Origin of the sequence: Bradyrhizobium sp. 160 (assembly GCF_023073735.1) — a bacterium.
GTDB lineage: Bacteria > Pseudomonadota > Alphaproteobacteria > Rhizobiales > Xanthobacteraceae > Bradyrhizobium.
Genome location: NZ_JADPKD010000054.1, coordinates 35,370 through 61,271, shown reverse-complemented (window position 1 = coordinate 61,271; position 25,902 = coordinate 35,370). Strand labels below are relative to the sequence as shown.

Genomic DNA, 25,902 nt, shown 5'->3' with positions numbered 1-25,902 from the left:
CAAATCCAGGCCTTTCGGAGAGCCTGTCTTCGTCGTACGATGCGTCCCCCGAAAGCTCGGGCGAACAAAAGACGGCGCGAACTTCTCCGGGCGCAACGGCGGCTGTTCGTCTCCCATTAGTAGTGAGGCGATCCGCACGGATTGACCGCAAGTCGGCCGGATGCTCCTCCATCGCACGCGCCGTCTCTTGGGTCGCCAGCAGAGTGCGGTGATCATTTCGATCTGAGCGCATCTGCCGTATCGAGCGGGCGATCTTTGATTTTCGGCCAAGAGATCAACAGTCAGTCATGTGAACGATCCAATTGCCTAGTCCGGACGCCGACCATGTCCGATCAACGATCAGTAGCTTTCGACATGGATGCATACCGCGGCCTCAGCTATGTCGGCGGTCTGGTCGTGATCGGAGCGATCTATCTCGTCTCGGCGAAGGGCGGCCTTGCCCTCGCCTCTATCCATCCCAGCGCAACGCCAATTTGGCCGCCGACAGGTGTCGCGCTGGCGGCGGTGCTGTTGTGGGGATATCGAATTTGGCCCGCAATTTTTGCGGCGGCGATGATCGCCAATGCGACGACGGCCGGCTCCGTTGCCACCGCATTTGCGATTGCAACAGGCAACTCGCTCGAGGCGGTTGCCGGCGCGTATCTCATCAAGCGGTGGTCAGGCGGGTGTGAGACGTTTTCAACGCCTGATTCTGTTGCAAAGTTTACCCTGATCTGCGTCGTGATCGCGACACCGATCAGCGCCAGCATTGGACTGAGCAGCCTGGCACTCTTCGGGTACATCGCGCCGAAGAATTTCGCGGACGCGTGGATCACCTGGTGGCTGGGAGACGTGACCGGCGCACTGGTCATTACCCCCGTTATCGTTTTGTGGGCATCAAACCAACATCATGCCTTCAACCGGCACGATTTTTTGGAAACGGCCGGGGTCCTCGCGACAGCGGCGGCTGTTGGCCTCATTGCTTTCAGCCCCCTGATCGAGCAGACGCCCGGCCGAGATCCACTCGGTTTTCTAGCGATCCTGCCCATGTTATGGGCGGCCCTGCGTCGCGGTCCACGCGATACCGCAACGGTTGCCCTCGTGCTTGCGGGTATTACGATTTGGGCAACGCATACGGGCGGCGGCCCCTTCGCGACGCCAGATCGCAATGCGTCATTCCTGCTGGTGTTGATGTTCTTGATCAGTATTACCGTTCCAAGCTTGCTGCTGAGCGCGGATGTCGAAGTCCGCAAGAAAGCGGAAGGAAACCTGCGCCGCGCGCATGTCGAACTCGAGCAGAAGGTCGCAGAGCGCACGCAGGAACTGGAGCTCGCCAACGCAGCGAAATCGCGCTTTCTGGCCATGGCAAGCCATGATTTGCGGCAGCCTTTACATGCGTTGGGCTTGTTCGTCGCCCAGCTGCGCACGCCGCTCAAGCCGGAGGAAAGGACAAGAACGATCGAACGGGTCGACGCAACCCGCAAGGAAATGGATGAAATGTTCAGTTCGCTCCTGGACATTTCCAGGCTCGATGCCGGGATGCTTACCCCCAAAATCACCGAGTTCCCGATCGGGCGCCTGTTGCAAAAAATCGAGACGGCGTTTGACCAGGCGACGCAAAAGAAAGGTCTGCGGCTACGCGTCAGGCCAAGTGACGCCTGGGTGCGAAGCGACGCGATGCTGCTCGAACGCATTATGCTGAATCTTGTATCAAATGCGGTGCGCTATACGTTGCAGGGCGGGATCCTGGTCGGATGTCGTCGGCGCGGTGAGATGTTGCGTATCGAAGTATGCGACACCGGTCCCGGCATTCCCGAGGATCAACAGCAGAATATCTTCGGCGAGTTCTTTCAAGTTCCTAGCTCAGAACAGAACCGGTCCGGCGGACTCGGCCTCGGCCTCGCGATTGTCGACAAGCTTCGCCTGCTTCTCAACCATCAAATCGAGCTGGCTTCGACGGTGGGCCGAGGTTCGCGATTTGCGATCCTGGTTCCGAGAGTCGATCAATGCGTCAGGTCCGCGGCGCCCGCCGACTTACCCTACCCCGGCGCCTTGGCGGCCGACGGCAAGGCAATTCTTGTGATTGCCGATACTCCGATCGTGCAGGAGGGAACGGGCGGATTGCTTAGCAAATGGGGATATTCGGTTCTTGCCGCCGGATCCGACGAAGCTGCACTGGTCCGGCTTGCCGAGCGCGAACAACGCCCCGATCTCATAATCTCGGACTATCATCTCGCAAGCGGGAAGACCGGAATCCGGGCTATTGAACAAATCAATGCAGCGTTTGGCTCGTCAATTCCCGCCATTCTCATCAGCGGCGATACCGCAGCTGAACCTCTGCGGGACGCTAGGGACAGAGGATACATTTTGTTGCACAAGCCCGTCGACCCTATGCGGCTCCGCGCTGTCATGCATGAGCTCCTTAGGAATCATGATGGTGAAAGAGGCACCGGGGCAGTTTCATGATTCGGATTTCGGCGGCCATTCCCAGCCCATTTTTCCGACTTTTATGACGGCCTCGGTGCGCGTCGCCACGCCGAGTGCCTTGAGAACGAACGTGATGTGATTCTTCACCGTCGGCACCGCCATATTGAGCGTCCTGGCAATGACCTTGTTGCTTTTTCCTTTCATCAGGAGCGCCAGTACGTCGATCTGACGGTCGGTCAACCCGAGCCCCTTGAGCGAGTCGCGAGCCAAGGGTTTATCTGCGAACCGCGGACCCGCTGTTTCCTCCAGAATCTTCGAGGGGATGTAGACTCCGCCGGAGAACACCAACTCAATTGCGTTGAGCATCACTTCACGTTCCGTGGTCTTCGGGATGAAACCCAGCGCGCCAAGTTTGAAAGCGCGCCTGACCGTATCCTGATCATCGGAGGACGAGAGAATGACGATGGCAATCGTCGCATAGCGCTGGCGCAGTTCGCAGAGAACAGAGAAGCCGTCGCGGTCAGGCAAATTGATGTCGAGCAAAATGAGGCTGATATCGGGATGCTCTTCGACGATGTGCATGGCCTCTCGACTGCTCGATGCTTCCAATATCACGGCTTCTCGCTTCAATTCCTTCAGGACAGCGTGCAACGCCTCGCGAATCAATGTGTGATCGTCAACAATAAGTACCTTCATAAAAATGCTCTCCGTCTTCTGACGCCCGGAGATCAATGAAAAATCATACACCCAGCTACGAAACCGTCCATCTGCTATCTCTGGTCCAGCGGTTCGCCGTCAGCACTCAAAGTAGGCGCCGTAGGGCTGCTGTGTGCTATGGTTGCAATCGGCACACATCCTAACGAAGGAGAGCGGACTCCGCGAAGCGCGAAGTTCGCTGGTGCCTTCGTCCACGCGAGCGATGAATTGCTCATCACGATTCCGACCGGCGTCAAATGATGCCGCGGCCCGGTACCTTGGTCATAGGACCTAGGCACCTCTCTGTACCGACCTCCGACCGGTTTACACACTGCGCCACTTGAACGATGATGTCGACAGTCAGCTTCTCCACCAGCTTTTTACTCAGCGCGGCCATTGTCTCAATTGCTGTCGTGGCCCGGTCGGTGTGAAGCAACGCGGGACTGCTGCGCTTTCACGAACCCGCCGCAGGCCGCTTTTTTGTCAGATTCGATTCCTGTCGATCGTTCCTCTTGAAGCGTGCGCGCACGCTGGACGAGGCAAGCCGATGCATGACCGAACCGCCACCCCGAAGCCATCGGCGGCCGCGCTGCCGGAACTGAAAGCCAACGGCCGCGACCTGCGCATTGACGCCTGCCGCGGCATCGCACTCTGGTGCATCTTTCTTGATCATGTCCCCCACAACATTGGAAGCTGGCTGACCCTGCGGAACTACGGCTTTAGCGATGCCGCGGAAGTGTTCATGTTCGTCTCGGGCGTCACCTGCGCACTGGCCTACGGCAAGGTATGGAGCTGCGAGGGATGGACCAGCGTGATCCGCCGCACGCTGCGGCGAAGCTGGGACATTTATATCGCATTTCTGCTGCTCACGCTCGCCTGCGCCATCCTAGTCCACATCGCTGGCGTGGAACGCCTTGCTGACGAGAGCAATACGCGCATTCTGCTGGACCAGCCGGGCGCGACGCTCGCGCACGCGGCGATTCTGCAATACCGCCCGGTCAATACCGACGTGTTGCCGATCTTCGTGCTTCTCCACCTCTTGTTCGCGCCGTTGTTGTGGTTGCTGCTCCGACTGCCGAACGTGACGCTTGGCGCCTCGCTGGCGCTTTATGCGCTGGTGCATATGTTCGGCTGGTCCTTGCCGGCGTGGCCGAACGGCCACTGGGCTTTCAATCCACTGGCCTGGCAGCTGCTGGTGGTGCTTGGCGCCTGGGTGATAATCGAAAGCGAAAGAGTGCGCCCCTGGCTAACGTCACGCATGGCGCTTGCGCCTGCCATTCTCTATCTGGTCTTCAGCCTCGTCATCGCATTGAGCTGGAGAATCAAGCCGCTGGAAGCGTTGATACCGCAGGGGCTGACGAAGTTGGCTTATCCGGTCGACAAATCGAATCTCGATCCGCTGCGTCTATTGCATTTCTTGGCGCTTGCGGTTGTAGCGGTATGGCTCGTGCCACCCAATCGACAAGCATTGAGGACTGCGGTGATGCGCGGCGCCATCCTTTGTGGCAAGAACTCGTTGCCAATCTTCTGCCTCGGCGTTCTGCTTACGCTCGTCAGTCTCCTGGCTTTGCTCGACATATCGGAGGGGCTTGCGATGCAGATCACGCTCAGCGTCGGCGGCGTCCTAACGATGATCGTGGCGGCGACGCTGCTGAACTTGATCAAGATCAAACCCAGGTCGCTGCCGATCATTGCACTGCCAATGAGTGTGCGCGCCCCTCAGGATGCCTGGGGCACCGTTGGCTGGCGCACCCTGGAGGCGTTTCGCCGAGGACTGCGCGGGTTCGGATGGGCCGGCGGGCGGAATCGCCTCAGCGATTGCCAGGTCGCGAAGCGGCAATCCGACCACGGGCCGCGTCTCGCAGGCGAATTGGTACGGCTCAATGCGGATGCCATCGCGGCGGTGGCGAGACCTGCAGCCATGGCAGCCAAGAATGCAACCGCGACGATTCCAGTCTGAGCGATCATTCCTCATGTCCGACGGTCGTTAGCCGGGCGCCCGCTCGCGGCGCTCGGCCTTTGCGCGCTCCCACGTCCGGCCGCTCATAACGGTCTGGTTGCCGGGGCGGGTCCCGCCGCGCCTATCACCCAAATTATGAGCTTGTCGGTGCTCGCCGAGCCACTCCACCAAAAGCGCACGCTTGGTCGCCCGTTTCGCATTTCGGTGCCCACCAAGTCAGTGCTCTTCCGTATCCGTCTGACCTGATTTCTATCGCTCGAGCGGCAATTACAGTGACAGTGCCGAACTGCCTCCCCGCCGAGACGTCCCTTCACCCCTCCACCCGCCACAGCCTCCACCTTTCCGGTACACCCTTCAGCCGGTGCACGCCGTGATCCTTCAAGCTGATCGCAGATTGCGTCTTCATCAGCTCCTTCACCGCGCTCGACACCAAAACCTCCCCGGCGCGCGCCTTGGCGGCGACGCGGGTGCCGATGTGGAAGGCGAGGCCGACCATCTCGCCGCCGCTGATGGTGTATTCGCCGGCGTGCAAGCCGACCCTGATCTCGAGGCCCAGCGTGCGCACGGCTTTCTGAATCGCGGTCGCGCAATTGACGCCGGCGGCGGGCTTCTTGAACGTCGCCAGCACGCCGTCGCCGGTGGTCACGACTTCCTTGCCGCGCGAGCTCTTCAACTCCTTGCGGACGGCCGCGTAATAATGGCCCATCACCTTGGTCCAACGCGCATCGCCGAGCTTCGCAGCCTTCGCGGTGGAGCCGACGATATCGACGATCAGAATTGTGGCGAGCGCCTGCTTGAGCTCGGCGCCAGCGTTGGCGGACCGACGCCGCAGCGCGATCGGTCCGGTCAGCGGCTCATAGCGATGGCTGCGGCGCCGGGCGATCGCTGCTTTGGCATAGTCCTGCGCGCGCTGCGCCGTGCCGCAACGGATCGTCTTCTCCTGCGGCGATCGCGACCAGGAGACCTTGCGCCCATCGCCGGCGCCATTGACCTCCACGGCGCCCCATTTCAGGAAGACCGCCGAGCCGACCCGCCGAATGCACCAGGCCTTCGAGGTGTATCCGGATACGTTCGACTGAAGGACTCCGATGCGAAGGAATTTGGGCATGGATGTGCGGCCGATCGAGGACCGTTGAGCGCTTTCGGGACGGAGCCTATTCGTACAATCCTGCATCGGCAATAGGGCTTTGCCATCGTTCGGCGCGGTGGAATCCATGGGGCCGACGCCCACCGTCAGGAGCAGGCGAAGCACAAATCCATGTGCTATCCTCATGCGAGGGCAGCAAGGGAGAGAGAAAAGATGTCAACAAGCGTCAAGCAAATGCTAGAAGCCGCGAACGCGGCAGTCCCCAAGATCACCTCGGACCAAGCGGCCGAGATGATCAAGAACGGCGACACGCTTGTGGTGGACGTTCGCGATGCCCCGGAAGTTGCCGCCAGCGGCAAGATCGCGGGCGCCGTGAATGTCTCGCGCGGGATGCTGGAGTTTCGCGCCGATCCGGAGTCGCCGTATCACGACAAGGCGTTCGACAAGAGCAAGACCGTCATTCTCTACTGCGCGTCTGGCGGCAGATCGGCCCTGGCCGGGAAGCTGTTGAAGGATATGGGGTACGAGAAGGTCTACAACGTCGGCGGCTTCAAGGACTGGTCGGGGGCTGTCGAAAAATAGCAATCACCGGCCGGCACGCCGCGTGAGCGATCGGCCGTAGAGACAATCAATGTCCGAATAGACTGACGCTGCCGCCCTGGCGGGGCTCGCCGTCACAGGTTCGGCGGGCTCCGACATCGACGTCGTCCCGGCGGCAGGCGCTCAGGATGAGGCCTCGGTTGCGGCCAAATCTTTGGACCCACATGGCGATGAGCCGGCTCAGCGGGTCGTGGCGAACCATGCTGGCCGAGCACGTTCCGTGCCCTCGCAGCTGTCATATGCGATCGCGCTGTTCCCGGTGGGAGAGATATTCCGAGGTCTCGGCTCGCACGGTCTCAACCAATTGGCACTTCCTACGGCGAGGCGCGTTGCAGTCCTTTCGAGGAGGCGCAGATGACCAAGGCGAAGGCTTTCGACGTGCAAAGCGCAAAGACGGGGACGCAGCCAACGCTCAATCCCGGTGACGAAGCCCCGCGGGGAACAACCGGGACCGGCGAAGATGTTTGTCCGGATTGTCACGGCAAGGGGCGCATTGACGGCGCTCCCTGCGCCACCTGCGGCGGGAGCGGGACCGTCATCCGGGCAGTTGGCGGCGCCTGATTTTGCTCTGTCAATGGGGCCCTTGTCTTCATAGCAACGATCAGCCTTCACGCGTGTTTTCCGGACTCTGGACACAACGAGGCGCGCCATGAGCAAGGAAGCCGGACTGACCCCTGACGACTTCCCGATCGAAGCCGACAAGGACAAATTGAAGACACACAAGGGCGACCCCGTCGCCTCGGCCGAGTCGGAGCAGATTGCGGATCAAATCGCCGACCGCCTGAACGAGCACGCTCACCAGGAAGAGCAGGATCGCTGGTCGGCCTAGCGGCATTGCTTCGCAGCCAACCGGGAATAGGAACGCCCCGCGTTCCCGCGCATTGGCCTGCCGCCGGGGTTCCACAAATTCCGGCAAATGGCGGCCTCGGCTCGACCCCCGCCCCCGGACCGCCGGGCCGGGGCTGCCTGGCTTCGAAGGAGCGGACATGAAAGCACTCGTCATCGCAGGGCTCATTGCGGCGCTCGCGTCTCAATCCATCGCGCTTGCGCAAGGCGGCGCGGGTGCGTCCAGGACGGGGTCGAGCATCGATTCTACCGGTACAGGCGGCACGACCGGGGCCGGCGCCTCGGGCCTTAATACGTCATCGGATAACAACAGCGGCGGCGCGAGCGCGCCGGCCAAGTCATCAACGACCCGGCCAGGGGACAACGACCCCAGGCAAACCCAGGGCGGTCAGCAGGCCATGCCGAACTCCGGCTCTACCGGAGCGAACCGCAAATAGCCGCCGCTGGGTCCAATTCAGCCGGCGCGGTTCGCCGCTCACCCCTAATACGCAAACAGTTCGATCGGGTCGCTGAAGCCGCGCACCTCGTGTTGGCCGACATGCTCCAGCGTGAACTCCTTCTCCACCAGTTCGGCGAAGGCGCGCGACAGCAGCACCGTTCGTCCGAGTTGCTTCGTGAGCGCCTCCAAGCGCGAGGCCATGTTGACGGCGGGGCCGATCACGGTGAAATCGAGTCGGCTGGTTGAACCGATATTGCCGTACATCACGTCGCCGACATGGACGCCGATGCCGTAATTGAGCGGCGCGCGGCTGGTCGCACTGTTCCGCTCGTTCAACGCGGCCATGGCCTTGCGGGCTTCGGCCACGGCATGGAGCAGGTTGGCGCAAGCGTCGGGCTGGCTGAGCGGGAAGATGGCGAGCAGCCCGTCGCCGATGAATTTTAGGATCTCGCCGCCATACCGTGCGATGGGTTCGGACATCGCGTCGAAATAGTCGTTGAGGAGATCGATGACGTCATCGCGCGGCCAATTGTCCGAGATTTTTGTGAAATCTCTGAGATCGCAGATCATGATCGCGGCGCGCACCGTCGTGCCGGTACCGCGCCTGGTGGCGCCGGCCAGGATCAGTTCGCCGGCATGGTGGCCGACATAGGTCTCGAGCAGCGTGCGCGCCAGGCGGTTCTTGACGCGGATCTCGCTGACCAGCGCCAGCACCGGCAGCAGCTTCTTCAGGCCGGCGATATGCGCATCGTCGAACCCGCCGGGACGGTCGGTGGCGAAGGTGACGAGGTGGCGCTTGCCGAGCGTGTGGTAGAGCGGCCAGGCCACATAATCGGTCAGGCCTCGCGCCCGCATCTCGTCGTAGAGCGCGTGCTTGCGGCCGAGCGAACGATCCTGCTCCAGCCGCTCGCGCACCTCGGCGGCGCCTTCAAGGATCTCGTTGGCGCTGCCGATGTATTCGGAGCGCTCGCGAACGTCGTAGTCGACAAGTGCAATCTCCGCCTCGCGCATCCCGTCGGACCACATCATCCGAGCTCCCAGCCATTGCGGGTGATGGATCAGGATGTGAAGCGTCGACCGCTTGAGCGGGATGCCGGCCTGCTGGAGGCGGACGCACATCTGCGCGAAGATGTTATCGACGAAGCGCTCGTCGCGCGTGCCGTTGGTCAACCAGTCGACGACATTGTCGGTTTGCGTGGCGGGGGCGTGAATGTCTGGCGCGTCCATATTCTGCCCCTTTGAGCGGCGGTCTGCATCGGGCAGATATCTTGCTCCGGCGCGACGGCGTCAACCTGGCCAGTTGCCCGGTTTGTGCGCAGCCGCCGTTTGGGGAGGCGCCATCTAGCCGACGATCCGGATCGACCCCAACACCGCCAAACCCGATGCGAGCGCGAGGCTCGATGGCTCGGTGAGTTCGACCTTCAGCGTGCCGCCATCGGAAATCGCGAAACGCTCCCCGCCAAGACGGATGCGGCAATCGCCCCGAACCGCGTAAACCAGATGCGTGCCGGCAAACAACGGTCGATCGCCGGCCTGCCTGAGCGCTTCGAGCTCGATCTCGACCGCACCACGCCGCGCCATCAGGTTCACGACCTCGACCGGACCGGCCTCGAGCTCGGTCACGATCTCGAGCTCCCCGGCGAACCGCACAGTCGTGAAAGGTTCTCGTTCATCGAATTCCTGCGCAGGCGACTTCAGCACCAGCCCGCGCCCGCCGACAACCATCTGGAGGCGGTCGATGCCGGGCATGTAGGAGAACGGACCGGGCGTAACGATAGGCGTACTGGCAAAGCGCCAGAGCAGACTGTCCCAATCCTTCACTGGTGCGTCAGCGCGATGGGCATCCGCGATGTCGGTGAAAACGCCGCCGCCGTTTTTCCACGGCGAGCGGGTGTAGTGTTCGGGCTTGAGCAGCATGGCTTTCATATCCGCATCATGCCCGTGCTGGGCGGATTTTGCCAACCGCATTGGATTTGAACAGCCGATTGCCCGCTAATTCTGACCCAAGCGCGCCTTCGTGCGCCAGATCCAAGCGGTCTCACGGATTCGTGAGCAGCTGCGCAGTAACGCGGGCTGCGCGCGGAGCGAAGGAGATTATGCGCTTTCGCCTGCCAGGCGATGCCATTTCGAACAGGAGAAACTCCGATGTCTGCCAAGCACGTCGTCACGTCGATCGTTCTCGCCGGCGCGGTGTCAACCGCCCTCGCCACCCTCGCCGCCGCCGGTCCGCTGACCAAGGCGGAGGCCGATGCGGCCGTCGCCGCCAGAAAGGAAAAATGCTTCGGCGTCGCGCTCAAGGGCCAGAACGATTGCGCGGCGGGGCCGGGCACGAGCTGCCAGGGCACATCCACCGTCGATTTCCAGGGCAACGCCTGGAAGTTCGTGCAGGGCGGCACCTGCACCAGCATCGAGCTGCCGAACGGCAAGAAAGGTTCGCTCAAGCCGGTCTAACGCACCGCGTCGCGCCCACGACAACGGTGAAGAGCGGAGGAATCCATGACGACGGCAATCGTGCCCGAGGCGTCTGCGGTGCCACTCCGCTACTCCGCTCCCATCGGCGGTGTTGCCGGGACGAGCTTCAAGCCCGAGCACCTCCAGGCCATCCTGAGCACGGGCCGGCAATGCGGCTTCTTCGAGGTGCATGCCGAAAACTATATGGGCGCGGGCGGCCCGCCGCATCGCGCGCTGGAGGCGATCCGCCGCGACCATCCGCTGTCGCTGCACGGCGTCTGCATGTCGATCGGCGGACCCCAGCCGCTCGATAAGGCGCATCTGGCCCGCTTCCGAGATTTGGTAGCTCGCTACCAACCAGCGCTGGTGTCCGAACACCTTGCCTGGTCAACGCATGAGACCAGCTTCTTCAACGATCTTCTGCCGCTGCCCTACACCGAAGCGACGCTGGCTTGCGTCTGCGACCACATCGACCAGGTGCAGGACGCGATCTGCCGTCCGTTGCTATTGGAAAATCCGTCCACCTATGTCGCCTTTCGCGAATCGTCGATGAGCGAGACCGATTTCATCCGCGCCATTGCCGAACGCACCGGCTGCGGGCTGCTGCTCGACATCAACAACGTCTTCGTATCCGCGGCCAATCACGGATTCTCCGCGCTTGAGTACCTCGCGGAATTTCCGCTGGCGCACGTCGGGGAGATCCACCTCGCCGGCCACGCAGAGCAGGCCGATGACGAAGGCGACCTGCTGCTGATCGACAGCCATGACGGCCCGGTCGCGGATGCCGTATGGAAGCTATTCGAGATCGTCATCCGGCGCCGCGGTGGCGTGCCGACGCTGATCGAATGGGATAGCAAGATTCCGGACTGGCCGGTGTTGCAGGCGGAAGCCGCCGCCGCACAGGCAATCCTCGATCGCTGCAATAAGACTGCAACTGCGGGAGACCGTCATGCCGCCTGAGCAGGGCCTGTCCTTTGCCGCCGCCTTTACGCCGGGACTGCTGGACCCCACGCGGGCGGCGCCCGCGATCGTGGCGGGTCCGAACGGCAAGGCCGCCGGCAAGCGCTACGCTGTCTACCGCAACAATGTCACGGTGAGCCTGATCGATGCCCTCGCCGCGATCTATCCGGCGGTGCAGCGCATCACCGGTCCTGATTTCTTCCGTGCCATGGCGCGCTTCCACATCTGCAGCAGCCCCCCGACTTCCCCGCTGCTGTTCGAATATGGCCGCGAGTTTGCCGACTTCATCACACGATATGAGTATGCGCAGACAATGCCCTGGCTTGCGGATGTTGCACGCATCGAGCGGGCGTGGCTCGATGCCTACCATGCGCAGGACGCCGCGCCGTTGTCGGCCGCTGCGCTGGCGGCCTTCGCCTCGGAACGGTTGGCCGATCTAGTCTTCATCGCGCATCCGGCGCTGCGCATCGTGCGCTCGTCCTTCTCGGCAGTGACGATCTTTGCCGCCAACCGCGATGACGCACCGATCGGGCGCATTGACGCGTCGACGCTGGAAGACGCGTTGATCACCCGGCCCGAATTCGACGTTATGGTGCGTCGCCTTCCGCCCGGCGGCGCAGTGTTTGCCGAACGCCTTGCTTCGGGCGAGCCACTCGGCGGGGCCGCCGCGTCGGCGCTGGATGCATGCCCCGATTTCGATCTCGCTTCCAACATCACCGGCCTGATCGAGGCTGGCGCATTCACTTCGCTTGCTCTCGGAGACGCATGATGATCACCGATCAACGCATGACTGCGGGAAGCGCCCTGCCATCACTTGGGCTGCTGCTCGACAACGCCAACTCTCTGGTACGGACGATTGCCGCGCCCTCGCTCGTTCAGCTCGTGCTGCGCGCGGCGCTCGCCGTTCCCTTCTGGCGCTCGGGCATTCTCAAGTGGGACGGCTTCCTCAGACTCAACGACACCGCGGTGACGCTGTTCAGCGACGAGTTCATGCTGCACCTGCCCGGCGGGCCCTATCACTTTCCTGCGCCGGCGGTAATGGCCTTCCTGTCGGGATGTGGCGAGATCATGTTTCCAATCCTGCTGGTGCTGGGTCTCGGCACACGGTTCGCTGCGCTCGGATTATTGCTCATGACCGTCATCGTCGAGCTCACCGTGCCCGACGGCTGGCCGATTCACCTCACTTGGACGGCCATGGCACTCGCCCTCATGGCTTACGGACCCGGGTACATCTCGCTCGATCATCTAATCTGTCGCGCGCGATCGCACGCGCGATAGGACGCTGCGCGCCTTACATCCCGCTCAACCCGCTATCGACGGCGGGCGTCTGCGCGGTGCGACGGCGCGAAATCGTAGAACGAATGGCCGGCTTGGCCGACATCGCCTGGAGCGCGCCCGATGCGGAAACCGGCCTGGTTCACATCTTTGCTTGCGCGCTGAGCTAGCGGTCCATGGTAGCTTGATCTCGCGTCTGAACCTTCAGCGAGGCAAGCATGTCCGACACCGACAAGATTTTCGCCGGCTCCGTCCCAAAACTCTACGACGAATATCTCGTCCCGATGATCTTCGCCGCCTATGCCGACGACATCGCAAGACGGGTCGCTGCGCTCTCGCCTTTCGTACTGCTCGAGATCGCGGCCGGCACCGGCGCGGTGACGCGCGCCGTGGCGGCGGCGCTGCCGCGCAGCGTCCGCTATGTTGCGACCGATCTCAGCGAGCCGATGCTCGCGGTTGCAGCGCAGCGTCAGGCGGACGATGCCCGCATTGTCTGGCGCCAGGCGGATGCGTTGGCTCTTGCGTTCGGCGACGCGGAATTCGACGTGGTCTGCTGCCAGTTCGGCGCCATGTTCTTTCCGGATCGCGTCAAGGGCTATTCCGAAGCAAAGCGCGTTTTGAAGCCGAGCGGCACGTTCCTCTTCAACGTCTGGGACCGCATCGAGGACAACGTGTTCGCCCACGATGCAACGATCGCCTTGGCCAAGCTGTTTCCCGATGATCCGCCGCGTTTCATGGCCCGGACACCGCACGGCTATTTCGACCATGCGATCATCAGGGCCGATCTCGAACGGGCAGGTTTTGGCAGCGTCTCGATCGAAACGCGATCCGCAATCAGCCGCGCGCCAACAGCGGAAGACGTGGCGATCGCCTACTGCCAGGGCACGCCGCTGCGCGGCGAGATCGAGGCAAGAAGCGGCGGCGACCTTCAGGCGGCGACTGACGCGGTCACTGAGGCGATCCGGATGCGCCATGGCTCCGGACCGGTCGAAGCCAAGATTCAGGCTTTGGTGATCACGGCGCGGCCGTAAGCCTGCGCCGCAGGCGATCTCGGCGTCCCTACCAAAAGCCTCGCTGCACCGGCTGCGTCGATTGGTAATACTGATACTGGCCTCTCCGGCGCGGATTGACCGGTTGCACGTACGGATCGCGCTGGAAGAAGAAGCCGAAGCCGTTGCCGCCATTGTCCCAGCCGTCATCGCTCGCGATCATGGCAGGCGCGGTCGGCTTGCGCGTGATGAAGCCGCCCTGCGGCTGATTGCTCAGCACCGCAACGAACTCGGTGCGGTAATTGGTCTCGCTGCTCAACGGCTCGTCCGAGATGATGATCGAGGAGCGCGGCAACGCGGTCGGCGCGATACGGTCGAGCACGTCCTGCGGGATGGTGATCCGGTCGAGCGCGGCCCTCGCCTCGTCGCCGTTTTCGATCGTGACCACGCTCCAGCGCAGGCCCGTATCGGTCCTCGCCATCGCCGTGAAAATATGCGTGCCGAGCGGCTGGTCTGGGTTGCGGATCGTGACGGGGACCTCGATGCTGGTGTCGAACACCTCGCCGCCGCCATCGGGCGCCGGCTTGTGGGTGTTTCGCCGCACGTACAGCTTCTGCGTCGCACGGCTGATGTAGACCGAGACCGGCTCGAGCGCGAGCTTTGCATCGGTCGCCGCCTTCACGGCGTCGGCTTTCCTGGCCGCGGCGACCCTGGCGGCCTCCTTGGTGGCGGCGACCGCCTCGCGCTTCGGCTGCGCCGCGGCCTTTGCGGCATCGAGCTGCGTCGCTGCATCCGCAGCCTTGGCGGCGGCCTTCTGCTTCAGCTCCTCGGCCTTGGTCCGGGCCTGATCGGTCTTCGCGTTCGCGAGCATCTTGTCGGCGAAAGCGAGCTCGGCGTCGGCGCGAGCCTTCTGCTGTTCCAGCTTGCGCAGCGCCGCCGGCAGCGAAGCGGCTTCTTTTGCGGCTGCCGATGCCGCCTTCTTGGCCTCGTCGGCGGCCCTGGTGGCCTCCTCCGCCTCGGCGGAGAGCTTGTCGGCACGGCTCGGCGCCGCCGCAATGGCCTCCCGCTTCGGCATGAAAAGCGAAGGGTGGGAGAACGCGGTCGGGACCGTATCGTCCGGCGAGATGATCACGCGCATCCCGATATACGTCTTGTCGAACAGATTCTCGGCAAAGCCGAACGGCATCCGCACGCAGCCATGTGAGGCGGCATACCCGGGCAGCGGACCGCCGTGCAGCGCGATGCCGTTCCAGGTGATGCGCTGCATATGCGGCATCCAGGCATCATCATACATGGTCGAGCGGTGGTCCTTGTCCTTCTCGATGATGGCAAAGACGCCCGCCGGCGTCTCGCGTCCCGTGGTGCCTGTCGACACCGGCGCGCGCAGGATCCAGCCGTCGGAATCGTAGAAGGTGACCTGCTGGCTCTTGATCGACACGATCGCCATGATCGGCTCGCCGGCTACGCGCGGCGCCACCGCCTCGACCGGCTGACGGGCCTGCTTGGCAGCCGTCGCCGGCGCCACCGCCGCGAACATGGCCAGCGTCGCAAGCGCAATGATCCCGGTAGGCCCCTGACGCAGCACCGCTCTGGTGGATTGCGCCGTCGTCGATCGGTTTTTCATGCCATCCTCGGTCGAACTGCCAGTCCGCTGGTGTCGGTCAAATGTCAAATTGCTATCTCTGGATTAAGAAATCGCATCCGCCTTACGTTCCGTCTGTGGCGAGATTCGGCACGTTCCCGCGACAAATCTCTCCTATACGACGGTTCACATCGGCGGAAGGCGGCCCCCGGCCGAAGCTGGCCCGAAGCCGGCCTCGATCGCTGCGGCAGAATGTCCGGCTAACCTGGTTCAGCTGCACGGGACAATGCCGGGAGCGGGTCAGGCTCGCCATGATCGCTAAACGCCCAGCGCCTTCCGGTTGAACGTTCGCAGGAGGCGCAGCGACAACGTTCGCACGTTCGCGACGTTCAGCAGCCACGCCGCGGCGGCGTAAGCGAAGCCACCGGCGAGGCTCACGACGATGAGCGACCCGAGACCGGTGCCGCCCGCTTGCGATCGCGCGATCAGGATCGCGGCCGCCATCACCGCAGCGGAAGCGGCAACAGCGGCGAGGCGATTGAGGTCGAACGGGACCGGGTGGGCCCGATGCATCAAGAGGACAGCCACGAGGAAGCCGATCGCTTCGGTCGCGAAAGTCGCCAGCGCCGCACCGTAGAGGCCATAGCCGGCGACCAGCGCGAACATCAGGATCACGCTGACAACCAGCGTGAGGAAGGACTGTGCCGCCAGCATGAAGGGGCGTTCGGCGAGTTGGAAGCTGATCTGGACATAGAACTGATTGGCGATCCCGAACAAGCGGGCGAGCACCAGAGTCGGCAGCAGCGCGGACACGCCTGCGCGGAAGTCGACGCCGACCAGCGTGCCGGCGACCTGGTCCGCCGCCAGCGCAAGCCAGACCGCCACGGGCGCAACGACGACGAGCAGCAGCTCGAGGCTTTCGGTTAGCCGCTCCCGCGTCGTGTCATTGTTTTTCTCCGACAACGACCGGAACACCAGCGGCACCGTCGCCGCGGCAACGCTGGAGGCGATCATGACCATGAACTGGCGCGGCAGGTCCGCAGCAACGCCAAAAATGCCGGCGGCATCGTTGCCGAGCAGATAAGCGACGATGAGACGGTCGCAGGCCGAGTAGACCGCAACGGAAAGCCCGGCCAGCGTCAACGGAAGACCGTAGCGCGCCAGCTGCATGAACTGGCTGCGCTGGAAACGTCCGATCTTGGTGCGGTCACCGACCAAATTCAGGATGATGCCGGCGAGCGAGCCGAGGCCGAATGCCGCGAGCAGCCCCAATCCACCCCAGCCGAGCCAGATCCCGGCGAGCCCAAAGCCCACGCTCGACACGCTGCGCACGATCGAGATCGCCGCGAAGCGGTAGGGCCGCAGCTTGGCGCGCTCGAACTCCTGGCCGACATCGACCGCATTGGCCATGATCGCGACGAACATGCTGGCGATCAGCAGCTCGATGCTGACGTCGCTTCGGAACAGGAAGACCAGCGGGGTCGTCGCGCAGAGAACCGCGGCCGTCAGCGCAAAGGCGACCATCGCCGTGCCGCGAAAATCCACTTCCGCCGAGATCGCCTGATAGCGGGATACCGACAGCTTGATCCAGGCGAAAAAGATCGCGCCCAGGATTCCCGCAAGACTGATGCCAACCACATAGACGCCGTACTCCGCCGGCGTCAGCAACCGTGTGTAGGCCGTAACCGCGAAGAACCCCACCGCCGCAGGCAAGATGTAGGCGACGAGATAAATGGAGAAATGGCGATTCAGCATGCGGACTCGGGACCGGTAACGGCCGTGAGGATTAACGAAGCGTTAAAACACTTGGACTTTGGTGGAGCGATCGGACGGCGCGCTGGCGCCGGCAAGATAGCCGCATAAGTCTGCAAATCGGACCGCGAATGGAGCAATCGCGCGCTTATCGCGCGTTAGCGTTAAATTTGCCCTGTCCTTGAACGGGCCGGCGGGATCACGGAAAAGAAACAATGATATCGCAACGTCGCCCCGACTCCTCCGATGTGCTGATGTGACTGACATGGACGTTGCGGAACAAGCACGGGCGAAGCCGGCCTCTCGGCCGCATCGCGGCACCGACGCGCCGCTTGTGCCGGCAACCTCCGGCAACGCTGGCGGCGACAGGATGGTCCTCAACCTCTTCTTCGAAGAACGGGACGACCGCTGGTTTCCCGGTGACCGCCATCTCCGGCCGCTGCTGCGGCGCTTGCTGGTTGGCAAGTCCTATATCAGCGGCCAGCGGCGCGTGCTCCTCAATCTGTGTGCGGGCCTCGATCGGCTCGGCATCCGCTACCGAGTCAACGACTATCGCTACATCCAGAAGCACCCCGAGGAACTGGCCTGCATCATCGGCCGGCCGTTCGTGCTCGACTGGTTCAAGTGGAAAAACCCGCTGCTGCTCGGCGTCGCCATGTACGACCACCCGCTCGATGCGCCGGCGAGTCTGAAGGATCTCAACGTGAAGCGCGTGCTGGTGCCATGTGCCTGGTACGCCGACATGTTCCGTCCGCACTGGCCCCATGTCGGCGCCTGGCCCGTCGGCATCGAGACCGATTTGTGGACACCAGCGCCAACCGAGCAGAAGAGCGTCGACGTGCTGCTCTACGACAAGATCCGCTGGGATTACGGGCGCTACGAGGCGGAGCTGATCGAGCCGATCCGCAGGCATCTCGAAGCAAGCGGCCGCACTGTCGAAGTGATCCGCTACGGCCATTACAGGGAGGACGACTACAAGGCGGCGCTGGCGCGCTGCCGCAGCATGGTCTTCCTGTGCGAGCACGAGAGCCAGGGCATCGCCTGCCAGCAGGCGCTGTCGAGCGGCGTGCCGGTCTTTGCCTGGGATCGCGGCGGGCCGTGGCAGGATCCGAAATATTTTCCGCACAAGGTGAGGTACGAGGGCGGCGTGTCCTCGGTCCCCTATTTCGACGCGCGCTGCGGCATGACCTTCACGGATGCGGATGGCTTCGGATCCGGCTGGGCCCGCTTCTGGTCACACGTCGGCGCGGGGGACTTCGCACCGCGGGACTATGTGTTGGACAATCTGACGCTCGAGAAGGGCGCGCTTCACTATTACGAGATCGCCAAAGCGGCGATGCAGCCTCACGCGTGACTAGGCTCGACCGACGCGAATTCTTGCTCGGCAGCGCCGCAACGCTCGCGGCGGGGGCATCCGCGTCTGCAGTGCCGGCGTCGAAGCGTGCCCAGCGCCGTCCGGGCTTTGGCGCTGCGGCCACGCTCTGGGACCTGCAAGCCGATCCTCGGCTTGGGGACGCCATCAGCACCTATTGCACTCAGGTGGTGCCGGTGCTCGAGCTGAAATGGCCGATGCTGCGGCCGGATGCGCACACATTTGCTTTCGAGCGTGCCGACGCGATCTTGGATTTTGCGCAGGCGAACGATTTGACGATGCGCGGCCACGCGCTTGCCTGGTATCACGACATTCCCGACTGGACCAAGCAGATCAAGGACGGCAAGGGCGTCGAGCGCGCCTTCGTCGATCACATCGGCACCGTCGTATCCTACTACAAGAACAAGCTGACGTCGTGGGACGTCGTCAACGAGCCGATCCCGGACAATCCGAAGAAGATCACCGACCGGCGCGACACGTTCTGGACGCAGCATCTTGGTCACGGCTGGATTCCGCTGGCCTTCCGCACCGCCGCCGCGGCCGATCCCTTCGTCAAGCTCGCGATCAACGAATATGACATCGAATCGGCCAAGGACTCCTTCATCGCCAAGCGCACGGCCTACCGCAACCTGATCATGGACCTGCTCGACCAGGGCGTTCCGCTTCACGCCGTCGGACTGCAATCGCATCTGCATGCCGAGCTCGAAATCGACACACACGGGCTCGCCGAGTTCGTCACCGAGCTGCGTTCCTGGGGGCTCGAGGTGCTCGTCACCGAACTCGATGTCGACGATCAGAAGCTCGCGGGGAGCCCGGCGGAGCGCGACGCCATCGTCGCCAAGCGCGTCGACGATCTGCTGACGGCCATCTCAAGCAGCGGACCGGTGCGCTCGATCCTGACCTGGGGCATCTCGGATCGCTACAGTTGGATCAACGGCACCTTCGCGCGCAAGGACAAGCAGCCGAACCGTCCTCTGCCGCTCGACGGCGAGTTCAAGCCGAAGCCGTTCATGGACGTCATCAGCAAGTTCACGAAGGATGCTTGAGCGCGCTATCGTTTGAGCATGATCTCCGCGCAAACGCGTTCCGCGTTTGTCGCGAGGAAAAACCGCTGCACATTTTGCGCGAACGCCGCCCTTCGGGGTCGGATCATGTTCTAGCGCGTTTTCGGCACCTCGAATGCTGCAGCCTCGCCCATAAGGTCAGGCGACAGGCTCGGCGCGCGCTGGTCGCGCGAATTCAACCGGAATACCTCGCGGATGTCGACGATCGAAGTCGACGAATAGGATTGGATGCAGAGCGCGACCTGTTCTGGCGAGGCCGCGCGCATCATCGCTTCGATGGCCGGACGGTCGAGACGCGTGTCGTCCCAGTGCGACACCGCAATACTGTTTTCCGTGACCCGATGCGCAGCCAGATGCGCGGGTGAGCTCGCGACGAAATGACCATAGAGCAGGTATTCGGAAAACTTCTTCTTGCGGCATAGCGCCAGGACCCAGTTCAGTCCTGTCGCCGCCTTGATGGCGCCGGTCATCGCCCGCGCAGTGTCCTTGTCCCAGACCAGCGCGTTGCCGACATAATCGTCTGCCGGAAACGAGCGCTCCTCGATACCCAGAAGCTGATCGACGGTGCGGAGCCACAGGCCATGCAACGGGTGGTCGGCGCCGATCGCCTTTGGAGTAACGAAGAGCGGCGTCTTCTCGCCGCCGGCGTACTGGCCAACGTCGAATTCGCGGAAGAAGAGATTGTCCGAATCCAGGATGCAGACGCGCTGCTCCGGCGCGTTGAGAACGCCGGCGATCTTGAGGATCTGCTGGATGTGCCAGCCGTGCACCGGTGACGAGAGCAGCGAGAGCCAGACGCGCCGGCTGCTGATGAACTGGAGAGCCGGCGGGAGCGCGAAGAGCCATTTCGGCAGGTAACGCGAGGCCGGAACGATCACGCGCTTGTCGGAGGCAAACCGCTCGAACAGCGGCACGTCCTCATCGTTAACGAGAACATAATGCCGCGTGTATCCCGAGAGCCAGGTGTCGATGCTCTCGCTGAGCAGCGAAAAGCGCTCGATATCCTTGGCGTAGCTGGCGGTCAGCAGGGCAACGGAATGCATGGGCGCGCTCAAATGGGCCATCGGGCCGCAGTCATAGCCGCGCTGGGAGACGCTGCAAACTCACAAACGGAATCAAGGTAAAATGAAACGAAGCATTCGCCATCCGCCTGGAACCCCGTTCAATGCCCCGAAAACGCAGCGGTGCCAGTGCAGAAGCGCGCACCCTCTGCGGCAAGATCGCTCATGTCAGGGGACGACCTGTTCACGAACGGGCGCCTCCGCACCGAGGTCGTTGATCAGTTGCATCGCCTGCTTCAGGTCCGGCGTGTAGAAGCCCTCGCTGAACCTGCCGACGATGGGCACAAGCAGGAGACTTGCGTGCTCGCGCCTGCCGGCCTCGTGCCACAGCCGTGCCAGGCTGACGGCGGTGCGAAGCTCCCAGGACAATGCGCCCTGCTTGCGCGCGGTCTCCAGCGACAGGCCGAACATATCCTCGGCCTCCCGCACCGATGCCGGGGCACCGTCCGACAGCGTGATCTCGCCTTGCAGGCGATAGACTTCGGCGAGGTAGGAGTGATCGCCGGTCCGTCTTGCGGTCGCGAGCGCGCCGTCCAGTGCCCGCAAGGCAGCGTCGCGCATCCCGAGCTTGGCATAGGACTCCGCGAGCAGGCAGCGAAACCAGCAGCCGGCGAGCCAGGAATCCATCGCCTCATACTCGTCGAGGCCGACGCGCATCTGGCTGAGGCCTTCGTCGGCTTCGCCGAGCTGAGCCAGTGCCCAGCCGCGCAGGATCGCCGCCTGCTGCTTCCAGTGCAGGAAATTGTGCTCGGTGGCGATGATCATCGCGCGATTGGCGTGATCACGCGTGCCCTCGACGTCGCGCAAATGCTGGCGGAGATAGGCGCCGAACACGAGTGCGAAGGCGAGCGTGAAGGGATGTCGGATCTTCTCGGCGTTCGCGATCGCCTGCTCGCTGTGCTGGCGCGCCGCGTCCGGACGGCCGAGGAACCACAGAAGATACCCGAGATAGGACAGCGAGACCACGCCGGGATCGATGCCGTGGCGCTCCATCAGACCGGAATGCAGGTCGGGACTGTAGAGGTTGATGCAGCGATGCAGATGATGCTGCGCGGCGGCAAAGCGGCCGCGATAGAGCATGGTCATCGCGATCGCGCGGTGCGCCTCGATCAGATAACCGGTCTGCTGCGCCGGCTCCGCCCGCTGGTTCAGCCGCTCGCGCTTGGCGAATCTCAACAGCTCGACGCTGAGATCGTGCGCGCGCGTGAGATCGGCGCGGATGAAATGGCACACCCAGAGCCCGCGCGTGGCGGCGAAGGCCTTTTCGTCGTCGTCGAGTTGCTGGCCAAGTTCGAGCGCGCGGATGTAGTTCTGCTCGACCTCCTGCACGGCATAGCCTTTGGCGGCGATCAGGGCGGTGCCGAGTGCGATCCGGAGCTCGAGCTCGATCTGGTCGGCGCCCTGCACGCGCGCATTGGCCTGCACGACGCTCAAGCCGCGGCGCAGATGACCGATCGCTTCCAGATTGGCGCCGCTCTTGGCCGCCTGCTTGCCGGCCTTGAGCCAAAAGCTGGCGGCACCCTCGCTCTGGCCGGATTCGGTCAGGTGATAAGCGAGCAGCTCCGGTTCGCGCTCGGTCTTCTCCGGATACATCTCGGCGAGCACCTGGGCGATCCGGGAGTGCAGCTTGCGGCGCTCGCTGTGCAAGAGGCTCGCATGCGCGGCGTTCTGGATCATCACGTGCTTGAAGGAGTAGAGCGCGTCCGGCGGATGGCCGCGGCGCATGATCAGGCCCGCCTGCTCCAGGTGATTGAGCGCGGCTTCGATCTGCTCGGCTGGCGTGTTGGCGACTGCGTGCAGCGTCTCGTAGGAAAACTCGCGCCCGATCGTGGCGCCGATCTGGGCGACCCGCTTGAACGGTCCCATGCGGTCCAGTCGCGCCATCAGCGAGTCCGTCAGGGTCGCCGGGATCGCGAGCTGCCGCCACGGACCCGACAGCACGTAGCGCCCGTGCCGCTCGGTCAGGAGGTTGGATTCTAGGACCGTCTTGGTCAGCTCTTCCAGGAACAGCGGCACGCCGTCGGTCTTGACGATGATCTCCTCGACGACCTCCTTGGGCAGCTCCCTGCCGGCGACGCGCTCGACCAGCGTCGTGCGCAGCGGCCGGCTCCGGCGGTTCAGCACCAGGGTCGTGATGTGCGAATGCGCGTTCCAGCTCGGCTGGAATTCGGATCGCGCGGTGATGATGACCAGGATCGGCCGGTTCTGCACCCGCTCGACCAGCAGGTCGATCACCTCGCGTGAGGTCGGGTCGATCCAATGCAAATCCTCGAACGCGATCACCAACGGCATCTCGCGCGCAAGGCCCAGGAAGTGATTGACCAGCGCCGTGACGGTCGCATCCTTCTGCTGCTGCGGCGAAAGGTCGAGCCGCGGATAGCGGTCGCCGGTCGGTATCGACAGCAGCGCGGCAAACAGCGGCGCGACCTGCTCGATGTCGCCATGCGCGGTGGCGATCGCGGTCTCCAGGCTCGCCAGCGACAGCGCGGACGCATCCTCCCGATCGAGGCCGAGGGAGAATTTGAGCTGCTCGACGAACGGATGGAACGCCGTGGAGGTGTAGTAAGGCGAGCACTGGAGCGAGACCTGGCCATGGCGATCGGCGGATATCCGCGCGAAGATTTCCTGGATGATGCGCGACTTGCCGATGCCGGGCTCGCCGAACTTGACGACGACCTGGCCGTCGCCGTCTTTGGCCTGCTGCCAGCGTCCCATCAGCAGCGCGATCTCCTCCTCGCGGTTGACGAGCGGCGTCAGCCGCGTGCCCATGGCGGCGGCGAAGCGGGTCTCCATCCGCGAGGCGCGCACCACGTGCCAGGCCTGCGCTTTCTCGGAGATGCCCTTCAAGTCATGGACGCCGAGACTGCGGTAGTCGAACTTCCCCTTCAGCAGCGCTTGGGTCGATGCGGAGATCACGACTCCGTTGGGCGGCGCCAGGCCTTGCAGCCGCGCGGCGAGATTGACGGTTTCTCCGACCGCGGAATCGCGCTCTTCGGTGCCCTGTCCGACGAGATCGCCGACCACGACGAGGCCGGTCGCAATCCCGATGCGGACGGCGGGCGAGTGGCTGAGCGCACCGCGCGGCTCGATCGCGTGCGCGCTCGACAGCACCCGCACGATCTCGAGCCCGGCGCGAACTGCGCGCTCGGCATCGTCCTCATGAGCGGTCGGATAGCCAAAATAGATCAGGATACCGTCGCCGACGAAACGAGCGGCAAAGCCCTCGTAATGCTTGACCACGCGGACGCAAGTTTCGCGGAAGCTCGCAATCATGTCGCGCACGTCTTCCGGATCGAACTGAACCGATAGCGAGGTGGAATCCACCATGTCGCAGAACATGGTGGTGAGCTGGCGTCGTTCCGCGCCGACCTCCGGCCGCGTTAGCGGCGGCGCCACTGCCGCCGAAGGCTCTGCCGTTTCGGCCTGGAACAGCGCCGACATGGCTCGCTGAAGCCGCTTGCGATCACCGAGCGGCAATCCGAGCTCGACCAGATCGGATTCGGTCAGGTCCGGCATGACGTCGAGATCGAGACGGTGCTGCGCAAAGAGATCGGTGTAGTGGCCGAGACCGATGCCCTCGAGCCAGCGCTTCAGCCCGCTCTCCGTTCCCGTGCCCGGCTCGTTCTCCAGCATGGTGATTTCTGCCCGACCATCATTCCGTCGAAGAACCCCCCTCAACCATAGATTTGGGGCCCGACTTCACCTCAGACTGGACGCGTTCCCTAACTCTTTCGAAGAATAGCTCAATCAGATCAGAAGGGAATGGCGTTGTCGGATGTTATCCCGATCTGACCGCGGACGAACTGCAGCGATATTGAAGCTGGCGGCGCCGTCTCGTCGGCAGCTATGAGGAGGTCGGCGCAAGATCGAAGGATTGTACGGCGAAGGGATTGACCACGATCATGCTCGACATGGTCGCGGACGAAGCCGAGATGCAGCACGTCGGCTAGGCGTTCGCGGCGAGCGGGATGTTTGAAGCTCACCGCGCCTCTTCGAATCCTGCCAGCACTGAGGTGAGGTTCGCGCCCAAAATATCCGAGAGATAGCCACCCTCCTGCACGAACACGGTGGGCAGGCCCATCTTCGCGATGGCCTGGCCGATGCGGCGGAAGCCTGGTGTGGTGACGGCCAATCCCTTCAGCGGGTCGTGTTCGGAGGCATCGAGACCGAGGGCAACGACGAGCGCGCCCGGCGCAAACGACTCGATCGCCTTGCGCGCAACGTCCAGCGCCTGCATGTAGCCATCATCGCCGGTGCCGATGGCGAGGGGAATGTTGAGGTTGGTGCCGAGACCCGGACCCTCGCCGTGCTCATGGGCATAGCCCCACACGAACGGATAATATGCAACCGGATCGGCATGGATCGAGATCGTGTAGACGTCAGGCCGCCCGTAGAAGATGCCTTGCGTGCCGTTGCCATGATGGACGTCGACGTCGAGGATGACGACACGCTCGTGCTTCTGCCGTAGATGCGCCGCCGCGATCGCACTGTTGTTGAGAAAGCAGAAACCGCCCGCCATGTCGCGATAGGCGTGATGGCCCGGTGGACGGCAGAGCGCATAGGTCGCATCCTCGCCGTCCATCACCATCTGCGCCGCGGTGACCGCGACGTCGGTCGCGGCACAGGCGGCCGCCCACGTGCCCGGCCCGATTGGCGCCGCCGTGTCGGCGGTGTGCCAGCCGAGCTTGCCGACGATATGGGTGGGATAAGTCGCCGCGTGGCGCACCGGATGGATATTGCCGATCATCTCCGGGCCGGAATCGCCGAGCGCCGTCCAGGCCTCCCAGGCTTCGCTCAGGAAGGACAGATATTCCGGACTGTGGATGCGCGCGCGGGGTCCCTGCCCGAATTTCGTCGGCTCGACCAGCTGATGCTTGCCGTCCCTCAATCCCTTGAGCAGGCGATCGGCGCGCTCGGGCTGCTCGGTGGTGCGCTTGACGACCCCGCGAACCAGGAAGAATTGCGGATCATGGCTGCGGTGCAGCTCAGTATGGACGGCTTTCATTCGAAAACTCCGTGGGTCGCATGGTCTTAATGTGCCGCAGAGTCTTGATCCCCGCGGCGGCCAGATGCAAGCCTCCAGGCCGCGACGACGTCGTGCTCTTGTAATCCGCAATGAACATGGTGCCGTTCCGATCGAAGCGGATGGCATTCCCGACGCTGCCTTCGCGAAGGACCCATGTCGCCCCCCGGCTTTCGTCGGAGGTTGTTCCAAGCCGCCCAAGCGCGGTCCAGTTGATCATCACCCGCCTGTGATTAAACCTGTAACGACCTCGCCGGCGACCAATCTCCGTAAATTCCCTTACCGGGTTCGACCCGAATGTTTCGCGAATGCCTCGGGTGGTATCAATTTGCCATCCCA

General features: G+C 63.4%; 21 protein-coding genes and 1 pseudogene. 13 read left to right on the top strand and 9 right to left on the bottom strand.

All coding sequences use genetic code 11. From position 1 onward, the window contains the following. Positions 1–324: 324 nt before the first annotated feature. Positions 325–2,445 carry an MASE1 domain-containing protein gene (locus IVA98_RS20000; RefSeq protein ID WP_247305081.1) on the top strand — a complete coding sequence of 707 codons (2,121 nt, stop codon included), beginning with the start codon at positions 325–327 and terminating at the stop codon, positions 2,443–2,445. On the opposite strand, the gene IVA98_RS19995 is transcribed toward IVA98_RS20000, so the two are convergent. Beyond that, positions 2,440–3,102, bottom strand: a complete 663-nt coding sequence (locus IVA98_RS19995; protein WP_247280805.1) for a response regulator — start codon at positions 3,100–3,102, stop codon at positions 2,440–2,442. The two genes, IVA98_RS20000 and IVA98_RS19995, sit on opposite strands and share 6 nt — an antisense overlap. A gap of 547 nt (positions 3,103–3,649) precedes the next feature. On the opposite strand from IVA98_RS19995, the gene IVA98_RS19990 reads away from it, so the two are divergent. Continuing rightward, entirely contained in the window at positions 3,650–5,062 is a 1,413-nt protein-coding gene (locus IVA98_RS19990) for an OpgC domain-containing protein (RefSeq protein ID WP_247355368.1), read from the top strand. 310 nt (positions 5,063–5,372) lie between these two features. Here the strand turns inward: IVA98_RS19990 and IVA98_RS19985 are convergent, their stop codons facing one another. Next, positions 5,373–6,170, bottom strand: a complete 798-nt coding sequence (locus tag IVA98_RS19985; protein WP_247305074.1) for an adenylate/guanylate cyclase domain-containing protein — start codon at positions 6,168–6,170, stop codon at positions 5,373–5,375. Positions 6,171–6,362: 192 nt separating this feature from the next. On the opposite strand from IVA98_RS19985, the gene IVA98_RS19980 reads away from it, so the two are divergent. The 3 genes from IVA98_RS19980 to IVA98_RS19965 all read left to right on the top strand — a co-directional run bounded on the left by IVA98_RS19980 (position 6,363) and on the right by IVA98_RS19965 (position 8,032). After that, on the top strand, positions 6,363–6,731 hold the full coding sequence (locus IVA98_RS19980; RefSeq protein WP_247280808.1) for a rhodanese-like domain-containing protein: 369 nt from the start codon (positions 6,363–6,365) through the stop codon (positions 6,729–6,731). 667 nt (positions 6,732–7,398) lie between these two features. After that, positions 7,399–7,578 (top strand): hypothetical protein, encoded by a 180-nt coding sequence (locus IVA98_RS19970; protein WP_247280810.1) that lies wholly within the window; start codon positions 7,399–7,401, stop codon positions 7,576–7,578. 157 nt (positions 7,579–7,735) lie between these two features. Then, entirely contained in the window at positions 7,736–8,032 is a 297-nt protein-coding gene (locus tag IVA98_RS19965; RefSeq protein ID WP_247305066.1) for a hypothetical protein, read from the top strand. 44 nt (positions 8,033–8,076) lie between these two features. Here IVA98_RS19965 and IVA98_RS19960 read toward each other — a convergent pair whose 3' ends face one another. Together IVA98_RS19960 and IVA98_RS19955 are read right to left on the bottom strand one after the other, a co-directional pair. After that, a complete protein-coding gene (locus tag IVA98_RS19960; RefSeq protein WP_247355367.1) occupies positions 8,077–9,261 on the bottom strand; it encodes an adenylate/guanylate cyclase domain-containing protein in 1,185 nt (394 codons plus the stop codon). Positions 9,262–9,375: 114 nt separating this feature from the next. Then, on the bottom strand, positions 9,376–9,960 hold the full coding sequence (locus tag IVA98_RS19955) for a HutD/Ves family protein (protein ID WP_247305060.1): 585 nt from the start codon (positions 9,958–9,960) through the stop codon (positions 9,376–9,378). Positions 9,961–10,179: 219 nt separating this feature from the next. Between IVA98_RS19955 and bufA1 the strand changes: the two genes are divergently transcribed. From bufA1 to IVA98_RS19930, 5 genes are all read left to right on the top strand, one after another. Next, positions 10,180–10,485, top strand: coding sequence for a BufA1 family periplasmic bufferin-type metallophore (gene bufA1 / locus IVA98_RS19950; RefSeq protein WP_247305056.1), 306 nt, complete (start codon positions 10,180–10,182; stop codon positions 10,483–10,485). A 45-nt stretch (positions 10,486–10,530) separates the two neighbouring features. Further along, positions 10,531–11,445 (top strand): MNIO family bufferin maturase, encoded by a 915-nt coding sequence (bufB, locus tag IVA98_RS19945; protein WP_247305053.1) that lies wholly within the window; start codon positions 10,531–10,533, stop codon positions 11,443–11,445. Beyond that, the gene (locus tag IVA98_RS19940) at positions 11,435–12,214 is read left to right on the top strand and encodes an HvfC/BufC N-terminal domain-containing protein (RefSeq protein ID WP_247305050.1); all 780 of its coding nucleotides are present in this window, start codon (positions 11,435–11,437) and stop codon (positions 12,212–12,214) included. The genes bufB and IVA98_RS19940 overlap by 11 nt, the downstream gene beginning before the upstream one ends. Further along, a complete protein-coding gene (locus IVA98_RS19935; protein ID WP_247305047.1) occupies positions 12,214–12,723 on the top strand; it encodes a DoxX family protein in 510 nt (169 codons plus the stop codon). The genes IVA98_RS19940 and IVA98_RS19935 overlap by 1 nt, the downstream gene beginning before the upstream one ends. Before the next feature lie 215 nt (positions 12,724–12,938). After that, positions 12,939–13,751: a class I SAM-dependent methyltransferase gene (locus IVA98_RS19930; protein WP_247305044.1), complete on the top strand. Its 813-nt coding sequence runs from the start codon at positions 12,939–12,941 to the stop codon at positions 13,749–13,751. A gap of 28 nt (positions 13,752–13,779) precedes the next feature. Here the strand turns inward: IVA98_RS19930 and IVA98_RS19925 are convergent, their stop codons facing one another. Beyond that, on the bottom strand, positions 13,780–15,333 hold the full coding sequence (locus IVA98_RS19925) for a L,D-transpeptidase (protein WP_247332822.1): 1,554 nt from the start codon (positions 15,331–15,333) through the stop codon (positions 13,780–13,782). A gap of 276 nt (positions 15,334–15,609) precedes the next feature. After that, a complete protein-coding gene (locus IVA98_RS19920; RefSeq protein ID WP_247305038.1) occupies positions 15,610–17,046 on the bottom strand; it encodes an oligosaccharide flippase family protein in 1,437 nt (478 codons plus the stop codon). Positions 17,047–17,308: 262 nt separating this feature from the next. Between IVA98_RS19920 and IVA98_RS19915 the strand changes: the two genes are divergently transcribed. Next, entirely contained in the window at positions 17,309–18,397 is a 1,089-nt protein-coding gene (locus tag IVA98_RS19915) for a glycosyltransferase family 1 protein (protein ID WP_247305035.1), read from the top strand. Then, on the top strand, positions 18,394–19,461 hold the full coding sequence (locus tag IVA98_RS19910; protein WP_247305032.1) for an endo-1,4-beta-xylanase: 1,068 nt from the start codon (positions 18,394–18,396) through the stop codon (positions 19,459–19,461). The genes IVA98_RS19915 and IVA98_RS19910 overlap by 4 nt, the downstream gene beginning before the upstream one ends. A 110-nt stretch (positions 19,462–19,571) precedes the next feature. On the opposite strand, the gene IVA98_RS19905 is transcribed toward IVA98_RS19910, so the two are convergent. Together IVA98_RS19905 and IVA98_RS19900 are read right to left on the bottom strand one after the other, a co-directional pair. Next, complete coding sequence (locus IVA98_RS19905) at positions 19,572–20,522, bottom strand: DUF6492 family protein (protein WP_247305029.1); 951 nt, start codon at positions 20,520–20,522, stop codon at positions 19,572–19,574. Positions 20,523–20,708: 186 nt separating this feature from the next. Beyond that, positions 20,709–24,173 (bottom strand): ATP-binding protein, encoded by a 3,465-nt coding sequence (locus IVA98_RS19900; protein WP_247355366.1) that lies wholly within the window; start codon positions 24,171–24,173, stop codon positions 20,709–20,711. Between the two features lie 200 nt (positions 24,174–24,373). On the opposite strand from IVA98_RS19900, the pseudogene IVA98_RS19895 reads away from it, so the two are divergent. Beyond that, positions 24,374–24,490, top strand: a pseudogene (locus IVA98_RS19895) (LLM class flavin-dependent oxidoreductase); the annotation flags it as partial. A 29-nt stretch (positions 24,491–24,519) separates the two neighbouring features. On the opposite strand, the gene IVA98_RS19890 reads toward IVA98_RS19895, so the two are convergent. Next, entirely contained in the window at positions 24,520–25,545 is a 1,026-nt protein-coding gene (locus tag IVA98_RS19890) for a histone deacetylase family protein (protein WP_247332820.1), read from the bottom strand. Between the last annotated feature and the right edge of the window lie 357 nt (positions 25,546–25,902).

Coding starts and splice junctions, on each gene's coding strand:
- IVA98_RS20000 (WP_247305081.1), top strand. CDS start 325: ATGTCCGATCAACGATCAGTAGCTTTCGACATGGATGCATACCGCGGC.
- IVA98_RS19995 (WP_247280805.1), bottom strand. CDS start 3,102: ATGAAGGTACTTATTGTTGACGATCACACATTGATTCGCGAGGCGTTG.
- IVA98_RS19990 (WP_247355368.1), top strand. CDS start 3,650: ATGCATGACCGAACCGCCACCCCGAAGCCATCGGCGGCCGCGCTGCCG.
- IVA98_RS19985 (WP_247305074.1), bottom strand. CDS start 6,170: ATGCCCAAATTCCTTCGCATCGGAGTCCTTCAGTCGAACGTATCCGGA.
- IVA98_RS19980 (WP_247280808.1), top strand. CDS start 6,363: ATGTCAACAAGCGTCAAGCAAATGCTAGAAGCCGCGAACGCGGCAGTC.
- IVA98_RS19970 (WP_247280810.1), top strand. CDS start 7,399: ATGAGCAAGGAAGCCGGACTGACCCCTGACGACTTCCCGATCGAAGCC.
- IVA98_RS19965 (WP_247305066.1), top strand. CDS start 7,736: ATGAAAGCACTCGTCATCGCAGGGCTCATTGCGGCGCTCGCGTCTCAA.
- IVA98_RS19960 (WP_247355367.1), bottom strand. CDS start 9,261: ATGGACGCGCCAGACATTCACGCCCCCGCCACGCAAACCGACAATGTC.
- IVA98_RS19955 (WP_247305060.1), bottom strand. CDS start 9,960: ATGAAAGCCATGCTGCTCAAGCCCGAACACTACACCCGCTCGCCGTGG.
- bufA1 (WP_247305056.1), top strand. CDS start 10,180: ATGTCTGCCAAGCACGTCGTCACGTCGATCGTTCTCGCCGGCGCGGTG.
- bufB (WP_247305053.1), top strand. CDS start 10,531: ATGACGACGGCAATCGTGCCCGAGGCGTCTGCGGTGCCACTCCGCTAC.
- IVA98_RS19940 (WP_247305050.1), top strand. CDS start 11,435: ATGCCGCCTGAGCAGGGCCTGTCCTTTGCCGCCGCCTTTACGCCGGGA.
- IVA98_RS19935 (WP_247305047.1), top strand. CDS start 12,214: ATGATCACCGATCAACGCATGACTGCGGGAAGCGCCCTGCCATCACTT.
- IVA98_RS19930 (WP_247305044.1), top strand. CDS start 12,939: ATGTCCGACACCGACAAGATTTTCGCCGGCTCCGTCCCAAAACTCTAC.
- IVA98_RS19925 (WP_247332822.1), bottom strand. CDS start 15,333: ATGAAAAACCGATCGACGACGGCGCAATCCACCAGAGCGGTGCTGCGT.
- IVA98_RS19920 (WP_247305038.1), bottom strand. CDS start 17,046: ATGCTGAATCGCCATTTCTCCATTTATCTCGTCGCCTACATCTTGCCT.
- IVA98_RS19915 (WP_247305035.1), top strand. CDS start 17,309: ATGGACGTTGCGGAACAAGCACGGGCGAAGCCGGCCTCTCGGCCGCAT.
- IVA98_RS19905 (WP_247305029.1), bottom strand. CDS start 20,522: ATGCATTCCGTTGCCCTGCTGACCGCCAGCTACGCCAAGGATATCGAG.
- IVA98_RS19900 (WP_247355366.1), bottom strand. CDS start 24,173: ATGCTGGAGAACGAGCCGGGCACGGGAACGGAGAGCGGGCTGAAGCGC.
- IVA98_RS19890 (WP_247332820.1), bottom strand. CDS start 25,545: ATGAAAGCCGTCCATACTGAGCTGCACCGCAGCCATGATCCGCAATTC.